This window comes from Candidatus Nomurabacteria bacterium (genome assembly GCA_020632075.1).
Classification (GTDB): domain Bacteria; phylum Patescibacteriota; class Minisyncoccia; order Phycocordibacterales; family UBA918; genus OLB19.
Genome location: JACKGH010000001.1, coordinates 277505 through 295369, shown reverse-complemented (window position 1 = coordinate 295369; position 17865 = coordinate 277505). Strand labels below are relative to the sequence as shown.

Annotated in this window: 24 protein-coding genes; 5 read left to right on the top strand and 19 right to left on the bottom strand. The window is 48.9% G+C overall.

Annotation, left to right across the window (positions count from 1 at the left end; genetic code table 11):
• Positions 1-175: 175 nt before the first annotated feature.
• The 19 genes from dnaK to H6786_01355 form a co-directional block, all read right to left on the bottom strand.
• On the bottom strand, positions 176-2086 hold the full coding sequence (dnaK, locus tag H6786_01445) for a molecular chaperone DnaK (protein MCB9816035.1): 1911 nt from the start codon (positions 2084-2086) through the stop codon (positions 176-178).
• A gap of 26 nt (positions 2087-2112) precedes the next feature.
• Complete coding sequence (locus H6786_01440) at positions 2113-2712, bottom strand: nucleotide exchange factor GrpE (GenBank protein MCB9816034.1); 600 nt, start codon at positions 2710-2712, stop codon at positions 2113-2115.
• Between the two features lie 114 nt (positions 2713-2826).
• Positions 2827-3729, bottom strand: a complete 903-nt coding sequence (locus H6786_01435; GenBank protein ID MCB9816033.1) for a hypothetical protein — start codon at positions 3727-3729, stop codon at positions 2827-2829.
• A 131-nt stretch (positions 3730-3860) separates the two neighbouring features.
• Positions 3861-4250 (bottom strand): response regulator, encoded by a 390-nt coding sequence (locus tag H6786_01430; GenBank protein MCB9816032.1) that lies wholly within the window; start codon positions 4248-4250, stop codon positions 3861-3863.
• A 64-nt stretch (positions 4251-4314) separates the two neighbouring features.
• Positions 4315-4866 carry a hypothetical protein gene (locus tag H6786_01425; GenBank protein MCB9816031.1) on the bottom strand — a complete coding sequence of 184 codons (552 nt, stop codon included), beginning with the start codon at positions 4864-4866 and terminating at the stop codon, positions 4315-4317.
• A gap of 28 nt (positions 4867-4894) precedes the next feature.
• Complete coding sequence (locus H6786_01420; protein MCB9816030.1) at positions 4895-5203, bottom strand: RNHCP domain-containing protein; 309 nt, start codon at positions 5201-5203, stop codon at positions 4895-4897.
• A 171-nt stretch (positions 5204-5374) separates the two neighbouring features.
• Positions 5375-5782: a 30S ribosomal protein S9 gene (gene rpsI / locus H6786_01415; protein MCB9816029.1), complete on the bottom strand. Its 408-nt coding sequence runs from the start codon at positions 5780-5782 to the stop codon at positions 5375-5377.
• 4 nt (positions 5783-5786) lie between these two features.
• Positions 5787-6152, bottom strand: a complete 366-nt coding sequence (locus H6786_01410) for an uL13 family ribosomal protein (GenBank protein MCB9816028.1) — start codon at positions 6150-6152, stop codon at positions 5787-5789.
• 8 nt (positions 6153-6160) lie between these two features.
• Positions 6161-6517, bottom strand: coding sequence for a 50S ribosomal protein L17 (gene rplQ / locus H6786_01405; protein ID MCB9816027.1), 357 nt, complete (start codon positions 6515-6517; stop codon positions 6161-6163).
• Positions 6518-6522: 5 nt separating this feature from the next.
• Positions 6523-7482 (bottom strand): DNA-directed RNA polymerase subunit alpha, encoded by a 960-nt coding sequence (locus H6786_01400; protein ID MCB9816026.1) that lies wholly within the window; start codon positions 7480-7482, stop codon positions 6523-6525.
• 38 nt (positions 7483-7520) lie between these two features.
• The gene (rpsD, locus tag H6786_01395; protein ID MCB9816025.1) at positions 7521-8132 is read right to left on the bottom strand and encodes a 30S ribosomal protein S4; all 612 of its coding nucleotides are present in this window, start codon (positions 8130-8132) and stop codon (positions 7521-7523) included.
• A gap of 10 nt (positions 8133-8142) precedes the next feature.
• Positions 8143-8556, bottom strand: a complete 414-nt coding sequence (rpsK, locus tag H6786_01390; protein ID MCB9816024.1) for a 30S ribosomal protein S11 — start codon at positions 8554-8556, stop codon at positions 8143-8145.
• Between the two features lie 49 nt (positions 8557-8605).
• Positions 8606-8983 (bottom strand): 30S ribosomal protein S13, encoded by a 378-nt coding sequence (rpsM, locus tag H6786_01385; protein ID MCB9816023.1) that lies wholly within the window; start codon positions 8981-8983, stop codon positions 8606-8608.
• 3 nt (positions 8984-8986) lie between these two features.
• Positions 8987-9103, bottom strand: a complete 117-nt coding sequence (gene rpmJ, locus H6786_01380; protein ID MCB9816022.1) for a 50S ribosomal protein L36 — start codon at positions 9101-9103, stop codon at positions 8987-8989.
• Positions 9104-9124: 21 nt separating this feature from the next.
• Positions 9125-9352 carry a translation initiation factor IF-1 gene (infA, locus tag H6786_01375; GenBank protein ID MCB9816021.1) on the bottom strand — a complete coding sequence of 76 codons (228 nt, stop codon included), beginning with the start codon at positions 9350-9352 and terminating at the stop codon, positions 9125-9127.
• Between the two features lie 66 nt (positions 9353-9418).
• A complete protein-coding gene (locus H6786_01370; GenBank protein MCB9816020.1) occupies positions 9419-10756 on the bottom strand; it encodes a hypothetical protein in 1338 nt (445 codons plus the stop codon).
• A gap of 23 nt (positions 10757-10779) precedes the next feature.
• On the bottom strand, positions 10780-12012 hold the full coding sequence (locus H6786_01365; GenBank protein ID MCB9816019.1) for a hypothetical protein: 1233 nt from the start codon (positions 12010-12012) through the stop codon (positions 10780-10782).
• A gap of 460 nt (positions 12013-12472) precedes the next feature.
• Positions 12473-14428 carry an alanine--tRNA ligase gene (locus H6786_01360; GenBank protein MCB9816018.1) on the bottom strand — a complete coding sequence of 652 codons (1956 nt, stop codon included), beginning with the start codon at positions 14426-14428 and terminating at the stop codon, positions 12473-12475.
• A gap of 84 nt (positions 14429-14512) precedes the next feature.
• A complete protein-coding gene (locus tag H6786_01355; GenBank protein MCB9816017.1) occupies positions 14513-14680 on the bottom strand; it encodes a GlsB/YeaQ/YmgE family stress response membrane protein in 168 nt (55 codons plus the stop codon).
• Between the two features lie 50 nt (positions 14681-14730).
• Here H6786_01355 and H6786_01350 point away from each other — a divergent pair, with 50 nt between their 5' ends.
• Genes H6786_01350 through H6786_01330 form a run of 5 tightly spaced genes read left to right on the top strand, consistent with a single transcriptional unit; the run spans position 14731 to position 17865 of the window.
• Entirely contained in the window at positions 14731-14979 is a 249-nt protein-coding gene (locus tag H6786_01350; protein MCB9816016.1) for an AtpZ/AtpI family protein, read from the top strand.
• Positions 14976-15728, top strand: a complete 753-nt coding sequence (locus tag H6786_01345) for a F0F1 ATP synthase subunit A (protein MCB9816015.1) — start codon at positions 14976-14978, stop codon at positions 15726-15728. Before H6786_01350 ends, H6786_01345 begins: the two co-directional genes overlap by 4 nt.
• A gap of 47 nt (positions 15729-15775) precedes the next feature.
• Entirely contained in the window at positions 15776-16003 is a 228-nt protein-coding gene (locus H6786_01340; protein MCB9816014.1) for an ATP synthase F0 subunit C, read from the top strand.
• Positions 16004-16037: 34 nt separating this feature from the next.
• Positions 16038-16415 (top strand): hypothetical protein, encoded by a 378-nt coding sequence (locus H6786_01335; protein MCB9816013.1) that lies wholly within the window; start codon positions 16038-16040, stop codon positions 16413-16415.
• Positions 16402-17865, top strand: coding sequence for a F0F1 ATP synthase subunit alpha (locus tag H6786_01330; GenBank protein ID MCB9816012.1), 1464 nt, complete (start codon positions 16402-16404; stop codon positions 17863-17865). Before H6786_01335 ends, H6786_01330 begins: the two co-directional genes overlap by 14 nt.

The window sequence follows — 17865 nt, the reverse complement described above, 5'->3', positions numbered from 1 at the left end:
TGGCGGACAATTATCTTGGTCGATACTCGACTCGCACGCTCCTTGCGCGCCCCAGCCAAACCCTCCCGCGCATAGTCGCTACTCGCTGAGTATCGACGCAAGATGCTTGTCTGTGGTGTTGCAAACGAGCTTTAGGGTGGCGGGGACGCGAAGCGTCCCCGCCACTAAAAACTCACTAGTCCTTCTTTTCGTCGTCCTTCACTTCTTCTGCGTCATGTACGATTGGTTCGTCATCTGACTTCTTTTCTTCCCCGCCTTCAGCACTGTTCTTTTGTGCTTCTTCAGCGGCCTTCTGCATCACTTCGCCGATCTTCTGGAGTGAAGTCGAGAGGGCTTCAGTTGCAGTATTGATCGCATCTTTGTCATCCTTTTCCTTTACTTCCTGGACAGCTTTGATCTTGTCGCTGATCTCAGTTTTTACATCTTCTGGAATGTCTTTTTCATGATCCTTCATCGCCTTTTCAGCGGTGTAGATCATTTGTTCAGCGTTATTGCGCACATCGATGAGTTCCTTCTTCTTGGCGTCTTCTCCAGCATGATCTTCCGCTTCCTTCTTCATACGTTCGATGTCGTCTTCTGAGAGTCCTGAAGTCGCTTCAATGCGGATTGATTGTTCTTTGCCGGTAGACTTGTCTTTTGCGGTTACATTAAGTACGCCGTTACTATCGACATCGAAGGTTACTTCCACTTGTGGGACACCGCGTGGTGCTGGTGGAATACCATCGAGTACAAACTTACCAAGCGATTTGTTGTCAGCGGACATTGGTCGTTCACCTTGGGTGATGTGGATCTCAGTTGAGGTTTGGTTGTCAGCTGCGGTTGAGAACACTTGTGACTTCTTGGTTGGGATGTGGGTGTTCTTCTCGATCAGCTTGGTTGCGACGCCGCCCATCGTTTCGATTGATAGTGACAGTGGGATCACGTCGACGAGGGTAATGTCCTGTACGTCACCCTGGAAGATACCTGCCTGGATTGCTGCACCGAGCGCTACCACTTCGTCTGGGTTGATGGTGCGGTTTGGTTCCTTGCCGAAGAGTTCCTGTACGGCCTTCTGAATCGCTGGCATACGAGTCTGTCCACCAACGAGAATGATCTCGTTGATCTCTTCCTTACTGAAGCTTGATGCTTCGAGTGCGCGCTTAGTGATCTCGATTGATTTCTCGATGTATGAGCCAGCCAGTTCTTCGAGCTTCGCACGGGTAAGTTTCACATCCATGTGAAGTGGTCCGTCTGAACCTTGTGAAATGAATGGAATGTTGATGTCAGTTTCGGTGGTTGATGAAAGTTCGAGCTTGGCCTTTTCTGCAGCTTCATCGAGACGCTGGAGTGCAAGCTTGTCCTTACCAAGGTCAACGCCGTTAGTCTTCTTGAATTCATCGATAAGGAAACGCACGATCGACTGATCGATGTCGCGACCACCCATGTGGGCGTCACCGTCGGTAGACTGTACTTCTACCACGTCGTCACCTACTTCAAGCACAGTCACGTCGAACGTTCCACCACCGAAGTCGTAGACAACGATCTTCTCGTCCTTCTTCTTATTAAAACCGTATGCGAGCGCGGCTGCGGTTGGTTCGTTGATAATGCGCTTTACTTCAAGACCAGCGATCTTACCCGCGTCTTGCGTTGCTTTACGCTGTGAGTCGTCGAAGTAGGCTGGAACCGTGATAACAGCCTCAGTGATCTTCTCGCCGAGCTTGGCTTCAGCATCTTGCTTTAGCTTCGTGAGGATCATCGCAGATACTTCTTCTGGGCGGTAGTCCTTACCATCCATCACGACAATTGCGCCACCGTCTGCTCCCTTTTTGATCTCGTATGGGACGACTTCCTTGTCCTTCTGCACCGCTGCGTCTTCGTAGTCGTGGCCCATGAAACGCTTGATACCGTAGATCGTATTGGTTGGGTTGGTCACTGCTTGACGCTTTGCGATCTGGCCAACGAGACGTTCATTGGTCTTTGAGATCGCGACGATCGATGGTGTCGTGCGTGTTCCTTCGCTGTTTTCAACAATGCTTGGCTCACCAGCTTCAATCACAGCCATTGCTGAGTTAGTGGTTCCCAAGTCAATTCCTAGAATCTTTGCCATATGTACTTTGTTACCTAAATTTCAATTTAATCATCTAATGTTCCTGTGGTGACACGGGCTGGGCGGATCAGTTCTGTCTTGCCGTCTTGTGTCATCTCATACCCTCTTTGTACGACCGAAACGACCGTATCTTGCAATTTCGTATCGTCAACCTTTTCGGTCCCGATGGCTTCGTGTCGGTTTGGGTCAAAGTGCTCACCGGTTGGGTCCACTGCTTTGACGCCGTAGGCGCTGAGGATCCCCATGAGTTGCATGTGGATGCCTTCGACACCCTTACGCCACGCTTCGTCAGCCTTCTCCCAGGCAGCTTTATCATTCATCGCCATTTGGAAGCTGTCGCAGAGCGGGAGCATTTCCTCGACGTGCTGCATCCGGGCTCGGACACGGTCGCGGGTGCGTTCTTCTTCGAGTCGCTTGCGGACGTTGAGGAATTCCGCCTTGGCGCGCTGCAGGTCGTCTTGCAGCTGCTTTTTGTCATCTTCTAATTGAGCAATTTTGGTCTTCAATTTCTTGATCTTATCCTTACCTTGCTCTTCTTCTTCTGCTAATTCAGTTTCTTCAAATCCAGTTTCTTCGTTGGTGGTTTCTACCTCAATATCTGTGTCTTCATTGTTTTCATGCACCATACGTCGCGCATTATAAATCGAAAAAAGTTGCGTGTAAAGACGTGTGAGCGATTGTGACACAGGCAACAAAAAGCCGCGCCAATAAATTGGCGCGGCGGTGTCTTTAGGAACTTGTTATCTGATCGCACACAGTGCCGGCAAGATCTTTTCGGCGCTCATGTAGAGCGTTTTTCCGTTGTCGTCGATATCTTCATCGTCATCCTTGTGCTCGTCGAAGATGTACCCGACGGCCCAGATGATGCTGATGTAGACAACGAGCGGCAAGCTCTTGTTCTTGTAGAGCGTTTGGGCAGACTCGGCGGTTTCGAAGGCGGTGTCGAGGATGCTGTCGAGGTCATTTGCCTCGTACGGTTTCTTCAGCATCCTGAGTGCAGTCATGATGTCTGCGTAAATTTCCGCAGACATTTCTTCCATGCGCACTCCTGGCATGTCGTCGAAGGACTTGCTGGCAGATTCATCGCCGCCTATGGCCTTGAGAAGCGCCCGAGCTCGTTCGTTGAATGCCTCTTGGCCTTCAGCGAGCGTTGCTTCGCGGGCTCTGGTCTCGCGGATCAAGTCGCCGAACGAATCGACAGCGCTCGTGAGTCCGCTCACGCTGCCGGCGATATATGCAGCAAACTCCTCCATGTTTCTGGGTAGAGCCGAAACCTCCAACTGACTCCGAAGAGATTTTACTGTTGTTTGCAGAGCTGCTTCCTTAGCGGAAGCGGTGTGTCTGAACTCGTTGAATTCTTCATTGAGTCTTTTCAGATCTTTTTCAGTCACTGACTGAGTTACTCTCTCCTCTGCTTGACTGTTGTATTCAATGGACCACCAAATGATGACAGCAATGATCATTACAAAAGGGAAGATCATTGCCCTTGCAGTGAAGGTGGTATCAATTACAGTGCTTGGCAGCAGTGTGCGTATGCTCGAGATAATGTCAGCATCAAAAACTGCCACTGCCATGAATGCAGCCACGATAATGATGCCGAATTGAATGAAGCGAGCCAGAAGATGTCCAACGAGTTTGGTCATTTGTCTACTCCTTGTCTTGGTACAAAAAACAGGCTTTATGCCTGTAACCTGTTTAGAAATATACTGTAATAATGTGTTTTGTCAATACTATTGAGAATCAAAAAGGCCGGGCGCTTGCGCCCGGCCGCTGTTCAGTCGTACATCTGTTCGACCTGCTCGAGGAATTCGTAGATGTAATCAGTGTTGCCGACTTGCTTTTCATGGTAGGTCACTGAGGGGTACTTGCCAGAGATGTCGGCCAGTTGCCACAGTTCCCCGCCGAAGAACCCATCGTAGTGAAAACTGTGGAGCAGGATCGGTAGCTCTGCATCTCTCGTAGTCACGAGTTCAATGACTACGCTCCCATCATCGACTGGCATTTCCATGTCGGTGATCACCACATCGAACTTGTCGATGTTGAAACTTGGGTCGCGCAGGACGCTGCCGTCTCCATAGACTGTCACGGAGTGTCCTTCTTCTTCAAGCTCTATTTGCAGCAGCCTTTGCCACGAAAAGTCATCTTCAAACAGTAGTATGTTCAATCTTCACCTCCTGTGGTGTGTCTGCGTACTACTGGTCGATACAGTACGATAGTCTGATTCAATGTCAATAGGCTAATCCCATTAGCGTAGACAAAACCAGAGACCATATTTGGACGAGAGATTTTCCGGCCAGTAAGATCGCTGCGACGTAACAAAGTTTTGCGGTACGTCGGTTTTCTGATTGGTGCGCGTGTTTAAACAGTACAAAGCTAAGGACGCCATAGGAGAGGTAGACTATGCCTGTAAGTACTAAGACGGGAAGAAAAACGACTGAGCCAAGAACATAGTACCCAAAAAAGTGGAAGGCTAGAGAAGTAATGAGCTCTACGCTAATTGTGACTATGAAAGTTAGTAAAGTAAATTCGAGTGTAGTGAACTTTGAAGTTGTCGCCATTGGTTGTGCCGGTGGTGTGAATACGGACGGGCTGGTCGGGATATGAGCTGGTGGCGGAACAGGGGCAGTGCTCTCAGTAGCATGTGGAAAGAGGTAGTCGAACGCAGCTGTGATGTCTGGTTCGGACCATCCTACTTGCAGTAGCTTATTGGCAGTTGCTTCGACCGAATTTCCTTTTGCAAGTTCTGCTTCAATATAATCGACGAGTTCTTTCTTAGGCATGTTCTGAATATTGTATCAGAACCGATGACTATTCTCTTGGTGTTGTCACAATTTTGAGTATTGCGTCAAAATCATCCTGAGCAGTAGTTTTATTTCGTTTCTCATAGTTGCAGATCGTACAGCGGTGCGTGATGGTGTATACATCTCCTTTTGTTTCAACTCGTATTGGCTCCATAAGCCCTTGGCAGGAAGCGGCTCGGTCGCCGGGATTTACATCTACATGTTTACTCCAGAGACATTTTGGACAGTGATTGGTGTATCCGTTCCCTTCCACAAAAAAGCCGCACTTTTCACAAGTGAAGTCTTCTTTGGTGCGTGTGAACTTTTTACTACTCATTTCATGTATAAAATCACACAACTGGCTCTATTGCTAGAGTACACAAAAAGCCCCAGAGGGGCTTTTTGTAATAAGATTTTTGAAAGCTTATCGCTTTGTCCTCCTATTCCCTTGCCTAGACGGCATCGGGAATTCCTGACTGGCGTCAGGACCAGAGTAAACGATAAGTCTTTATCGTTTACTCCAAGCTGGTCGCTTACGAGCCTTGCGGAGACCAAACTTCTTACGTTCAACAGAACGCGGGTCTCGCATGAGGAAGCCTTCAGCTTTGAGGGCGCTTCGGCGGTCAGCCTTTTCCTTCACGAGGGCGCGAGCAATACCGAGTCGGATCGCTTCAGCCTGAGCTGAGATACCGCCACCAAGCACCTTTGCAGTGATGGTGTAATCCTGGATCCCAGCGTCTTTCGTGTCGAGTACTGACTGGATATCCTTCTGGTGTGAAAGATTCTGGAAGTACTCAGCGACTGGCTTGTCGTTTACGATGATCTCAGTCTTTGAAGCTGGGGTAAGTCGTACGCGAGCGGTGGCAGTCTTACGACGTCCGATTCCTTCTACGTACACGGTTTTAGTTGCAGACATACGATTATTCAGAAACGATTAGTTGCTTCATAAGACGATCCTGGTGGGTGTTCTTTGGAAGCATGCCACGAACAGTGCGGCGTACTACTTCAGCGTAGCCAAGACGTTCACCGAGGTGTTCCAAGGTTTCAGTCTTGCGTCCGCCTGGGTAGCCAGAATAGCTCTGATAGATCTCCCCCTTCTTCTTTTCAGGGATGTCCATCTTGCTGACATTCTGGATCTCTACTCGCACATCTTCAATAATGTGCTTGGCGAAGGTTGCTTGGTCCTTGCCCATGAGCACGGTAGCGGCTTCAGTCGCGATCTTTCCAAGACGCTTTCCTGCTGCATCGATGGTGTGAATGCGAGTGGTGTTTTCAGTAGTTGTCATACGCAAAATTATGAGACGAACTCAATGATCGCTTCATCGCGTCCTGGTGAAGTTCGACCAAGTTTCACAACGCGGGTGTAGCCTCCATTTCGATCAGCCATCTTTGGCGCGATCTCAGTGAAGAGCTTCTTGATAATGGTCTCGCTAGGTTCGCCGAGCTTTGAAGCTGCGAGGCGGCGAGCAGAAACGCTGTCTTTCTTAGCGTTTGTAATGAGACGCTCAATGTTTGGCTGGAGCTCTTTCGCTTTCGCAAGGGTTGTCTTGATCTGACCGTCACGAATGAGAGACACCGCCAAGCCGCGGACGAGCGCGGTGCGCTGACTGCGGGTTCGGCTGAGCGTGCGGGTGTTATTAGCGTGTCGCATAGGCGTTATTCTTCAAGCTTCAGACCCATCTTCCCAAGGAGCTCTTGAATTTCATCAAGTCCCTTTGGTCCGATGCCGTCTAGAGCAAGGATGTCATTTGTCTTCTTACGCACGAGGCCTCCGATAGTGCGGATAGACGCTTCTTCGAGAGCCTGTAGTGTGCGGCTGGTAAGGTCAAGTGTTTCAATGCGAGTCTTCAGAACTTCCTGATCTGGAGCTTCTGAAGCTTCAGCTTCTTTTTCAACCACCGGTGCTGCAGCGGTCGTGACTTCTTCTTGGAAGCCAATGATCGACTTAAGCTGGTGGATCATGATCTCGATAGACTTCTCCAGCGCCTCACGGGCTGAGTATGTTCCGTCTGTCTCAATGATGACGCGCAAGCGGTTGTAGTCCGTTCGGTCACCAACACGCATGTTTTCTACTTCGTAGTTAGCGCGTCGGATCGGAGTAAAGACTGCGTCCATTGCAATAGTGCCGATCTCTACTTTGTCCTTCTGATGCACCTCGCGTGGCACGTAACCGAGGCCACGCTCCACTGTCATTTCAATAACGAGCTCAGTGCTCTTGTTAGTGATCTCAGCGATCTGCTGGTCTCCATTAAGGACTTCAACTTGTGAAGGACACTCAATATCAGCAGCGGTCACGACACCAGTTCCCTTCTTCTTGAGTGCAATGGTCATTGGCTCATCGCTGTGCAGGTTGAGACGAACACGGCGTAGGTTGAGGAGGATAGTGATCACGTCCTCCTTCACTCCGCTGAGTGTAGAGAATTCGTGTTCAACACCATCGATCTTCACCTGTGTGATCGCTGCTCCTGGCAGTGACGAAAGGATGATGCGTCGTAGTGAATTACCGAGTGTGTGGCCATACCCTGGATAGAGGCCGTCGATCTCAAAGATACCGCGGTTATCTTCTTCAGATACCACACGTGGCTTTGATGGGAGTGTTACATTTGTTTCCAACATAATCTTGAATGAAATTATTTTTGTAATCCTCTCAATCCTTATCGACTGTAGTATTCCATTACTTGCTCAGGGTCGAACAGACTCTCGGCTGGATTGTAAACTGCTGCAGACTTCATGGTGCCTTCCATTTTCTTTACGTCGAACGTGACCCAAGCTGGCACACCCGCTGCTTCGTGGGTTTCGCTTAGGTTCACAAAGAGTCCGGTCTGACGGCTACCCTCACGGATAGACACGACATCGCCAACCTTAACTCGGTGTGAAGGAATGGTCATCTTCTTGCCGTTCACACAGATGTGTCCATGTGACACGATCTGGCGAGCGAGACGGCGAGTCTTAGCAAGACCCATGCGGTAGATCACGTTATCAAGACGTGATTCTAGACGATCCATAAGAAGTGCCACTGGCTGGTGACTCTTCTCAACTGCTTCGTCAACGTAGCGACGAAGCTGCTTTTCAGAGATGCCGTAGGTAAAGCGCATCTTCTGCTTTTCGATGAGCTGACGCTTGTAGTCAGACATCTGCCCTGGGCGACGTCCACGGCGAGCGTTTGTGCCACGAGCGAGTGAGAGTTCGAACTTTGCAGACTGGGTCTTTTCAAAGATAGGAGCCCCGAGGCGCTTGGCGATTTTGAATTTTGGTCCAATTTTCATAGGCAAATTACTATACGCGACGCGCCTTAGGAGCACGTGGGCCGTTAAATGGAACTGGAGTCTGGTCAGTGATCTTGGTCACGCTGATGCCTTTGCCGGCGAATGCACGGAGTGCAGATTCGCGACCAGCGCCAACGCCACGGATGACCACATCAGCCTCCTTCATACCCATCTGTTGAGCCTTTTCACCAATAATTTCACCCACTTTCGCAGCTGCGAAAGGAGTACTTTTGCGTGAGCCCTTGAAGCCAAGAGCACCACTTGATGCTGACATCACTGCGTTTCCCTTTGCATCGCAAAGTGTCACGAGTGTGTTGTTGAAGGTGGCGAGAATATTGAGCTTTCCAACAGCGAGTTTTCGCTTTGGAATGCGATTGAGTGCTCGTGAAGTACCAGCTACATCTGAGCCGCCGCTCTTCTTCATGATTCGTTTCTTTCCCATATATCAAATACAATGAAACTAGCTGATAATTTTAGGTCTTTTCGAGCTTACGGCGACCGCTACCCATAGTCTTCTTCACACCCTTAAGTGTGCGAGCGTTGGTCTTGGTGCGCTGTCCACGCGCTGGAAGGCGCTTGGCATGACGTGAACCTCGGTATGAACCGATGTCCTTCAGACGCTTGATGTTGGCTGAAACTTGACGCTTCAGTTCCCCCTCGATTTGGAAGCCTTCAACTTTTTCACGAATGGCGTTTTCTTCGTCAGTCGTAAGTTCAGTTGGCTTCTTGGTGTGCTCGATCGAAAGTTCGTCGAGAATATCCTTAGCACGAGAAAGGCCGATACCATACACCGCTGTAAGGGCGTATGACAGATGCTTCTCGTCAGGGATAGTGATACCTGAAATTCTCATAGATTAGCCTTGTCGTTGCTTATGTCGTGGTTTCCGTTTGTTGATGACATACACGACGCCTCGTCGCTTCACGATCTTGTCATCCGGGCTCATTTTTTTAACTGATGAACGTACTTTCATACTTAATAATATTTTTTTGTTTTAGAGGCGCTTCGTAATGCGTGCTTTACCTCCGTATGGATCGGTTACCATCCCGACTTTGTCGCCAACGAGTACGCGAATCCGGAATCGTCGCATTTTCCCAGAGAGATATGCGAGAACGGGCTCTTCTTCCCCTTCTACGGTGACACGAAAAAGGGCATTCGGCAGTGCCTCATCGACAATACCGTATACCAAATCGTCCTTAACCGTTGATGTCTCTTGATCCATTAAACGAGGGTGAGTCTACCAAAATTACTACGTGTCGTCAACAGTTTCTTTCCTATATTTCAAGCATTATTCAGTTGTGAGCTCAGCTGGATCCTTCAATTCTTCGATCACGATTATTTCAGTCGGGTCTTCTGGGAAAGCGCGCTTCCAGAATGGGGTCATGTGTACGCGTGCTCCAATAATTCCAGGATAATCACGGGTTGCATTGTGAATTGCTGTCTTTGGCAATCCAGCCAGGTTTTCGGCCATCATTTCAGGGTCGTATTCCCAGATGAGGAGCGGCTTACCAGTGAGTTTAAAAGTGAGCGAAGGCTCATTCGCGATGACGCTCGAGCTTGTGGTTGCTGAGGTATACATGAATGTTAGTACAGATGGGTCTTCAACACGGACCGGATCTCCTTCGTAGGTTGGGATTGTTTCTTTAGCAAGAAATGAACCGAACTCCGTCGCTTGGAACAGCGGGATCTGAAGGATGGCTTGCTCTCGAATAGTGACGAGTTCATTGCCGTACTCAACAGCCGGAAGTTGATTGTACGTAACAGCAACTGCCCCTGGAAACGCGATGAAATCTGCTGGGCGTTCATTTTCGATTCGTGCTAAGAGTGTGTTGCGAAGGTCTACTTGGAGTTTTTGTCGTGCAGTTTGTAGCTCGCCTTCATCTATCTGAAACTGCGGTCCGCTGAAGCCGCCGGAGAGATCTGTAGCTGCAGTGGCTGAAATGGTGTTGTAGAGATCCATAAGACCATTTTCTTCAAAGCCTGGAATATCAAAGGTTGTGCCAGCTGGAACGTTGTATTCTTCGCCAACGTCGTCAGCAAATACTTCCGCTTGGATGGTGCCTGGCATATTTGCACCGGTTTCGCTAGTGACTGAACCTGGAACCACTACTGATTCTTGGATACGGTAGACCAAGCCGTCGGGGGTGCGGAAACGAGTATTTTTGATGAGTCGCTCGGCGCCAGGAGTTGTCTTTTTGATCTCGATCATGCCGGTGGCTTGCTCTTCAACCTGTACTTGACCGGTTGCTTTCACTTGGCTTTCGCTGGTTGATTCTAGGGTCAAGATCTCATAACTCAGTGCGTTGTCTCGCTTGTCAGGATAGGCAGTGAATTCTGCACTGACGTTTGGTTCGCGGTGTTCTGGGTAGACGGTTATCTCGGTCTTGGCCATCATGGCACTGAGGGCGACAGCACCTCCAACGATCACTGCAAAGATAAGAATAGATATCCAAAGTCGCTTTGACGAATTCTTTCGTCCGTCTTCAATAACAATTTCAGGAATATTCTCGCGCTTTTCCATCGGTGGCGCTTTTGGTCGTTCTTCTTGGTTCATCGGCCGTGGTGCGGGTCGACGCTTCCGTGGTTCTGCTGGACGAATGTCCTGTAGGTTCCATTTTTGTGTCATACGTATATTGTACAGTATAGCGCTTAGAAGTACTCGAAAGTCTCACGCGGCTTGCGTTTGTGGAAAAACTGGGCCGAGAGAAGGAGTGCGGTGTCTCCGGTAACTACCTGAGTGGTCTTCTTGGTTGATTCAGCGTAGGTCATTTCAATGATTTTGCCCGAGATCGGGGTAATTATTGGTTCAGATTTAAGGTTTCTTTTCGCTGCCTTCATGATCAAGCCAGTAAAAAGCGGCTCGCTTTTCAGATCGGCATGTAGTGAGATCTTCTTCGGAATGGAGAGTGCGTCACCCGTTTCTCTAAAGAGTGCGCTGAGTTTTTCAATGTAAGCTTCAATCGCTGCGTCCACACCTTTCCTCTGCTCCGCAGATAATGCTTCCATAAACGCCAGAGGCTTGTCAGTGTGGAGGTAGCCAAATGCTTCGTGTAGTGGCACATTTGTGATCGCTGAGATCTCGCGGGCTAGTGAAAATGAGCCAAATGGTGTGTGGGTGCAGTACGACAGTGTGCCATCACGAACTACTCCGATCTCGGTCGCCTCGTAGGTTACGTCGACAAGGCAGATATCGTATGTTTTCGGTAGTAGCTCGCGAGTAACACTGAACAGCATGAGAATGAAAGAGAGCTTTTTCCCAGTTGTTGTTGGGAAAAGTTTATCGCGCATTTCATCAAGCGCATCGATAAGGTAGTTTTGCGCAACCACACTACCCTGAGAGATCGAGAACTCCTTGGCTTCTTCCCCGATCGGATCCTCTACTCGGTAGCCGTTTGAAAGGCTGTCCATGGTGGCCCTGGTGATCACTTGCAGACCTAGGTTTTGCATTGCCTCATTTTCTCGGATCTCATTATCGATCTTTTGTTGGAGTGAATGAGTGAGTTCTTCGATAAGCTCCTCAGTGATCGTAAACGGTTTTTCTTGCTTGTAGTTGATGGTTTTTGTGACGGTGTATGACCACGGTGCAGAGATGCTGCATTGGAGCTCGGTGAGTTTTGCGTCGGGATTGTACTCTCGCAGCGCAGTACGACCTTCAGTATCAAGGAGCATGCTTGAGTTTACGAGTGCGGTCATGACCGCCTTGGCACTCTGTTCGAGAGAGTCGACATTGCGCAGTGGTGCGTGTTCACGTTGCGACCAAACGATCTGTGGGTGTTTTTGTTTTGGACTAGAGTGCACGATTGCTGTCAGCACACTACCAGAACCAACGTCTATGATAACGCCGTAACGATCACTTGGTTTCCCAAGCCCAAAAAATGACATAACCTAAGTATAGCAATAAAACTGGCGGGCGGGCGAAGCCCGCCCGCCAGATAAGTGGATTAACAAAAAATGAACCCTGATATGACAGGGTTCAAGTCTGTGGCTCATGAATCGCAAATCCGGCCTCCTCGTCGATAGACGTGCCTGACAATTTCAATTGGATCCGTGATGACTTCTACTGGTGATTCTTGATTCAAAGTACAACGTCCAGGCTCATTCAGGTGACACCACTCGTTACCAATTTGTACGACCGGATATAGTGCAATGCCACCTAGGTACTTACCTCCTCGCTTATAGAAGCTTGTTCCAGTACACACGATACTTCCCTCAGGTACATCCTTCAAAATAACTTTTTCGATACCTTCTTTGTTGCTCGCATCCACTGAATTTCTCCTGGTAAATGTTCTGTTCCATTGACTGTCATAGCACGAATGTTTTTTCGCATCAATAATCTGAACTACTACTCATCTACCAACACCGCCTTGATGCGGCGGACCCCAGCAGAGGAGGATTCTTCCTTCTGGATCTTGAAAGTGCCTTTGATGTCAGCGAGCTCCTGTACGTGGGGTCCGCCGCAAAGTTCTTTCGAGAATACGGTACCGTCATTTCCGGTCACGACATACACCTTTACTTCATCAGGATAGCGGTCCCAGAAACTACCTTCAATTGAAGGATCTTTTTCAGCGTCGTCACGTTTCATTGTTTCAATTGTGACCTTACCACCAGTTTGGATCGCATGATTCACCCACCCTTCTACTTTCTCAAGTGTTTCCTTCTCTACTTTCTCAGGGTGTGTGAAGTCGTAGCGGAGACGTTCGCCGGTGATGTTGCTGCCGGCTTGATGCACATGATCGCCAAGGATGTTGCGCAGTGCCGCCAGCATGAGGTGGGTCGTGGTGTGGTACTGCACGGTTTTTTCACCTTGATCTGCCAGTCCACCCTTAAACTTCTGCTCCGAACCAGCCCGTGACTTTTCACGATGTTCTTCCATCAGCTTCTCAAAGCCAGCGCGATCTACGACAAGTCCTTTTTCTGCAGCAATTTCTTCGGTCAGCTCGATCGGGAAACCAAACGTCGTAAAGAGATCAAAGGCATTTTTAGCTGAGATCGCCTTTTTGGTGTTCTCCTTTGTACCGACAATCTTCTCGCCCGTCTCCTTTGCTTTGTCGAGTTCTTCCTTTGTGATATGGATCTGCAGCTCGATCTTATTGAACTGCTTGAGTCCATTCTCAAGTGTCTTGCGGAACTGTGCTTCTTCTGTGGCGATAGCGTCTTTGATCGCTTCGCGCTTTTCGGCGAGATTGGTGTAGTGCTCTTCGTATTTTCCGATCACACTTTCAGCGAGGTTTGGGAACTTCCCAGCCGGAATCTCAAGGATGTCTGCGTAGCGTACTGCACGACGAAGCAAGCGGCGCACAAAGTAGCCCTGCTCACTGTTGCCAGGCAAAATGCCGTCGCCGATCATAAAGACCGCGCCGCGAATATGGTCGGTAATAACCCTGAAGGCTTCTTTGTTGTCTTGGTATTTCTTTCCGGTGAGCTCTTCAATGTGCTCAACCACGGTCCAAAGGAGATCGACCTTAAACACATCAGGCTCGTCATTTACCGCTGCGGCGACACGCTCAAGACCGCCGCCGAAGTCGATGTTGCGGTTCTTGAGTTCTTCAAACTTCCCTTCTCCCTTCTTCACGTACTGCATGAAGACGTTGTTGCCGATCTCCATGAAGCGGCCACAATCACAGTTTGGGTGGCAGTGTTTGCCCCACTTTGGATCGTGTGGAGTACCGAAGTCGTAGAACATCTCAGAGTCTGGACCACCAGGCTCACCGACGGGCATGTTTTGAGGTACGCCAGCGCGACTCCACCAGTTCTTTTTGGCGTTGTAGTAGAAGATACGCTCACCCTCCTTCATACCGCGTTCATAGCCGTCTTCCTCGCTACCGACGTGTGCAATACCAGCATCGATGCCCTTCTCAGTAAAACGCTTCTGCCAGTAGGCTGGTGCGTCTTCGTCCATCGGGACACCGCTCGCTTCATCCCCGCCAAAGACCGTGATATAGAGCTTGTTTGGGTCGAGTCCGAGTTCATCCACCAGGAAGTCAAACATCCAGTTTACCTGCTCTTCCTTAAAGTAGTCACCAAAAGACCAGTTACCGAGCATCTCGAAGAATGTGGTGTGACGATTGTCTCCCACTTCTTCAATGTCTTCAGCACGAAAACACTTCTGCGAGTCAGCGATCCGGACTCCCTTTGGGTGTGTTTCACCAAGCAAATACGGCACCATTGGCTGCATACCGCTCCCGGTAAAGAGCGTGGTTGGGTCATTGTCTGGCACCAAGGCCGCCGACGGAACAACAGCGTGGCCCTTTTCGGCCATAAAAGCTAAGTATTTTTTACGAATATCGTTCCCGGTCATAGTAACAATGGTTAAATCGATTTTTAAATTTCGTAAACTATACCAAAAAAACGCTGTCTGGCGAGTCTTTTTTTGGTGCTTTGACTAGAATCTGGTCATTTTGAAACCGATCCAGATCCCGAGGATGGCGCCAAGTCCACTGGTGATGATCGACGCAAATGAAAAATATCCGTCTCCCCACAAGCTTGGTACGTAGCCACCGATCGTTGCTCCTACGATCGTAAGGAGTGAGATGATACGTTTTGATTGCATGTGATTAGTCTATCACGTCTTCGGTGTTGCAACATGATAGAATTTTAGTAGTGAAGTTCGGTACCGAAAAAACTGACGGCATGCGTTTTTCGTATGCACTATCGTTGGCTGCTCAGCTAGGCTTTTTGGTTGTGTCTTCGATCGGTGGTTTTCTACTACTTGGTTACTGGCTTGACGCTAAGCTGAGTACAGCACCGTGGTTGTTAGTGCTTGGTATTATTGTGGGTATTATTGTGACGGTGCGTGAGGCATACCACCTCATTAAACCGCTGGTTACACCCGACAAAACTGGATCATGACAAACATCACGCTACAGTCAGAGTATGTCATGTCAGTGTTTGGGTTCTTGGTGACCAATACATTTCTCACGACATTGGTGGCGACTTTTTTACTGATAGCGTTGGCGAGTTTCTACTACGTGCAGCCCCACCAGAATGAGAATGCTCACGTGTTGCTGAAAGGGTGGCATATTCTGGTGTACGAACTTCTGCGACTGGCTGATACGATCACACAAGATCGAACACTTTCAAAGCGCTTGTTGCCGCTTGTGGCAACCCTCTTTCTTTTTATTTTTACTACCAACCTTATTGCACTGTTGCCTGGCTTCTTGGGGTCATTTCATATCACGACCTCAAGCGGCCAGATGTCAGTATTTCGCTCGCCAAATAGTGATCTGACCACCACCTTAGCACTTGCTCTCGTTACAGTCTTTTCGATCCAGTATTTTTCTATCAAGTCTAAGGGTTGGGGTGGATACTTGAAGCGTTTTTTCAATTTCTCGGGCATTATTCCGTTCGTGCTTGGATTCTTCGAGGCGTTGTCTGAGTCGATGCGCGTACTGTCCTTCTCTTTCCGTCTCTTCGGTAATGTGTTTGCCGGTGAGGTGCTGCTGATTGTTATCGCTTTCTTGGTACCGGTGGTGTTGCCGGTGCCATTTATGATACTAGAGGTTTTCATCAGTCTCATCCAAGCATATATTTTCTGCATCTTAACACTCACTTTTATCAGGCTCAGTATGGCTTCGGAAGTTGCGGTAAAAGGAGGATAAGCACGCCGCTACAGGTAACGTGTTTGATATACTTTTATGTGAAGTGAATGGGTAATTTTATGATACAAGATCCTTCAGCGTTTACGATCGCCATTGGTTCGATCGGCCCTGCACTCGCGATCGGTATGATCGGTGCAGCTGCCCTTTTGGCCATGGCTCGTAATCCAGACAATTCAGAAAAGATCCAGCTTGCAATGATCATTGCGATCGCTTTTGCTGAGGCAATTGCCATCTATGTGCTTGTTGTGGCCTTGATCTTGAAGTTCGTGGCATGATGCCAATTCGTGGCATTGGTATGCCGTAGTTCGTATGCACTTTCTGGGTAATTTAGGTATTGATATTGGGCTCCTTATCGCGCAAGTGGTTAACTTCGTGATCCTTTTGTGGGTGCTCTCAAAGTTTGTATACAAACCACTTATCAAGCGTATTGAGGCTGATGAAGCTGCGCTGGCGGAGTCAGCTCGCGCTGAGGAAGCGCTGGTAGAAAAGGAGCGAGAACTTAAGCTTACCGAACAACACTATCTGACCGAAACCAAAGAACGAGCTAAGGCGATTATTGAGGAAGCAGAAGGCATTGCTGAAAGTATCCGCGAACAGGCACAGGAAGAGACTGCTCGTGAAAAAGAAGCTGTCATTGCTCAAATTAACCAGCGTCTTGCTGAAGTGAATCGTCATGGGTCATCGTGATACTACAGTTACAGAGGCTGGGTATGTGGTGAGTTTTTACGCTGGTGTGGCAACCTTGCGTGGCCTTCCAAAAGTCTTTTTACATGAAGTTCTCTCTGATGAGTCGGGTCGGTCTGCGGCTGTTGTGATCGGCTTCACTCACGACGTGGTCGAGGCGTTGTTTGTTGATGAGCAGTTCGATGTTACTCGTCCAGTCTTTCGAAGCGGAAAGCAATTCTCAATATCTGTTTCAGACGCATTCATTGGTCGAGTGGTTGATGGTCTCGGACGATCGCTTGATGAATATGCGTCGATCCCTGAAGGATTTGAGAGCTCGGTGTTTCTAGAACCACCGCCGATCATTCATCGTAAGCCGATCACCAGACCGCTGGTAACTGGCATTAAGGTTATCGATACAACCTTGCCCCTTGGACGTGGCCAGCGAGAGCTTATTATTGGCGACCGAAAGCTTGGTAAGAGTACGATCGCAATGGATGTGGTACTCAACCAGAAGTACGCCAAGTCACCAGTGCAGTGTGTGTATGTTTCGTGTGGTCAACGTGTACAGAAAGTAGATGAGCTTGTTGCGAAGTTCAATGAACACAACGCGTTTTTGTACAGCACGGTCGTGGCAGCAACGACAAGCGAATCGTATTTGTCGCAGTACTTAGCGCCATTTATTGGTTGTACGATCGCAGAGCATTTCCGTAACACTGGCCGTGACGCCTTGGTGGTCTACGATGATCTGTCTCGTCACGCAAAGGTCTATCGTGACATCTCACTCATCCTTGGTCGTGTTCCTGGTCGAGAAGCGTATCCGGGTGACATTTTTTCGCTGCATGCGGTACTGCTCGAGCGAGCTGCGCAACTCTCAGACGATCAAAGTGGTGGCTCACTTACTGCCCTACCGATCATCGAAACCCAAGAAGGTGATGTGACCGCATACATACCGACAAATATCATTTCTATTACTGATGGACAGATCTATCTTGAGCGAGGACTCTTCCAGAAGAATTTTCTACCAGCGGTCAATGTTGGTCTTTCGGTATCGCGTGTCGGTTCGCAGGTGCAGCCGAAGGTACTCAAGGAAGTACTTGGTGGCATTCGTTTGGCACTTGCGCAACACAAGGAACTGCAAAAGCTCTCCCAGCTTGAGACGACAGTCAGTGAAGGGGTCATGCAGGACATTCATCGTGGTAACTTGCTTCTTGAGCTACTAAAGCAAGACAAACACACCCACGTTACGTCGCCAGAGCAAACAGTGCTGTTCTATGCAGTCGAAAATGGATACTTCGATGACTTCACTGAAGATGAGTGGAGTGATTTCATGAGCTATCTGCTTGATCTATTCCGTAGCCGACACAAGCCACTCTTGAGTCAGATCGATGCGGGCGTCTTCGATGATGTGATCAAACGACGGATCGAGAAGATAGTGACTGAATTCAAGGAGGAATTCCTAACGACGGCATAG

Excerpts from the sequence above, each read along its gene's own strand:
- H6786_01425 (MCB9816031.1), bottom strand. The coding sequence starts at position 4,866 with ATGCCTAAGAAAGAACTCGTCGATTATATTGAAGCAGAACTTGCAAAA.
- rpmJ (MCB9816022.1), bottom strand. The coding sequence starts at position 9,103 with ATGAAAGTACGTTCATCAGTTAAAAAAATGAGCCCGGATGACAAGATC.
- H6786_01355 (MCB9816017.1), bottom strand. The coding sequence starts at position 14,680 with ATGCAATCAAAACGTATCATCTCACTCCTTACGATCGTAGGAGCAACG.
- H6786_01440 (MCB9816034.1), bottom strand. The coding sequence starts at position 2,712 with ATGGTGCATGAAAACAATGAAGACACAGATATTGAGGTAGAAACCACC.
- H6786_01335 (MCB9816013.1), top strand. The coding sequence starts at position 16,038 with ATGCACTTTCTGGGTAATTTAGGTATTGATATTGGGCTCCTTATCGCG.
- H6786_01370 (MCB9816020.1), bottom strand. The coding sequence starts at position 10,756 with ATGACACAAAAATGGAACCTACAGGACATTCGTCCAGCAGAACCACGG.
- rpsI (MCB9816029.1), bottom strand. The coding sequence starts at position 5,782 with ATGTCTGCAACTAAAACCGTGTACGTAGAAGGAATCGGACGTCGTAAG.
- dnaK (MCB9816035.1), bottom strand. The coding sequence starts at position 2,086 with ATGGCAAAGATTCTAGGAATTGACTTGGGAACCACTAACTCAGCAATG.
- H6786_01345 (MCB9816015.1), top strand. The coding sequence starts at position 14,976 with ATGACAAACATCACGCTACAGTCAGAGTATGTCATGTCAGTGTTTGGG.
- rpsD (MCB9816025.1), bottom strand. The coding sequence starts at position 8,132 with ATGAAAATTGGACCAAAATTCAAAATCGCCAAGCGCCTCGGGGCTCCT.
- infA (MCB9816021.1), bottom strand. The coding sequence starts at position 9,352 with ATGGATCAAGAGACATCAACGGTTAAGGACGATTTGGTATACGGTATT.
- rpsK (MCB9816024.1), bottom strand. The coding sequence starts at position 8,556 with ATGAAGAAGAGCGGCGGCTCAGATGTAGCTGGTACTTCACGAGCACTC.
- rplQ (MCB9816027.1), bottom strand. The coding sequence starts at position 6,517 with ATGCGACACGCTAATAACACCCGCACGCTCAGCCGAACCCGCAGTCAG.
- H6786_01420 (MCB9816030.1), bottom strand. The coding sequence starts at position 5,203 with ATGAGTAGTAAAAAGTTCACACGCACCAAAGAAGACTTCACTTGTGAA.
- rpsM (MCB9816023.1), bottom strand. The coding sequence starts at position 8,983 with ATGAGAATTTCAGGTATCACTATCCCTGACGAGAAGCATCTGTCATAC.
- H6786_01435 (MCB9816033.1), bottom strand. The coding sequence starts at position 3,729 with ATGACCAAACTCGTTGGACATCTTCTGGCTCGCTTCATTCAATTCGGC.
- H6786_01330 (MCB9816012.1), top strand. The coding sequence starts at position 16,402 with ATGGGTCATCGTGATACTACAGTTACAGAGGCTGGGTATGTGGTGAGT.
- H6786_01360 (MCB9816018.1), bottom strand. The coding sequence starts at position 14,428 with ATGACCGGGAACGATATTCGTAAAAAATACTTAGCTTTTATGGCCGAA.
- H6786_01340 (MCB9816014.1), top strand. The coding sequence starts at position 15,776 with ATGGGTAATTTTATGATACAAGATCCTTCAGCGTTTACGATCGCCATT.
- H6786_01410 (MCB9816028.1), bottom strand. The coding sequence starts at position 6,152 with ATGACAACTACTGAAAACACCACTCGCATTCACACCATCGATGCAGCA.
- H6786_01400 (MCB9816026.1), bottom strand. The coding sequence starts at position 7,482 with ATGTTGGAAACAAATGTAACACTCCCATCAAAGCCACGTGTGGTATCT.
- H6786_01365 (MCB9816019.1), bottom strand. The coding sequence starts at position 12,012 with ATGTCATTTTTTGGGCTTGGGAAACCAAGTGATCGTTACGGCGTTATC.